Origin of the sequence: Pantoea sp. GbtcB22 (assembly GCF_019091025.1) — a bacterium.
Lineage (GTDB): Bacteria > Pseudomonadota > Gammaproteobacteria > Enterobacterales > Enterobacteriaceae > Pantoea > Pantoea leporis.
In genome coordinates, this window is sequence record NZ_JAGXKB010000577.1 from 1 (window position 1) to 247 (window position 247).

General features: G+C 70.0%; 1 protein-coding gene. It reads left to right on the forward strand.

Annotated features, from left to right (window positions below):
- Positions 1-247, forward strand: a 247-nt coding sequence (locus tag KVT28_RS26035) for a substrate-binding domain-containing protein (RefSeq protein ID WP_217551158.1), incomplete at both ends; no start/stop codon positions are given.

Sequence of the window (247 nt, forward strand, 5' to 3'; positions counted from 1 at the left end):
ACCGCTCACCGGGACGGCGGCCGCGCAGCCACCGAACATCTGCTGGGTCTGGGACACCAGGACATCGCCGTCATCGCGCGCACCAGCCATCACACGCTTCGAGGGGACACCGAACGCCTGGCTGGCTACCGGTCGGCCCATGCCGCGGCAGGCCTGCACGTACACCAGCAGTACCTGCGCTACGCCGGCTGCGATCCCGAGCACGCCTACCGCGTGGCGCACGATCTGCTCAGGCTGGAACACCCCC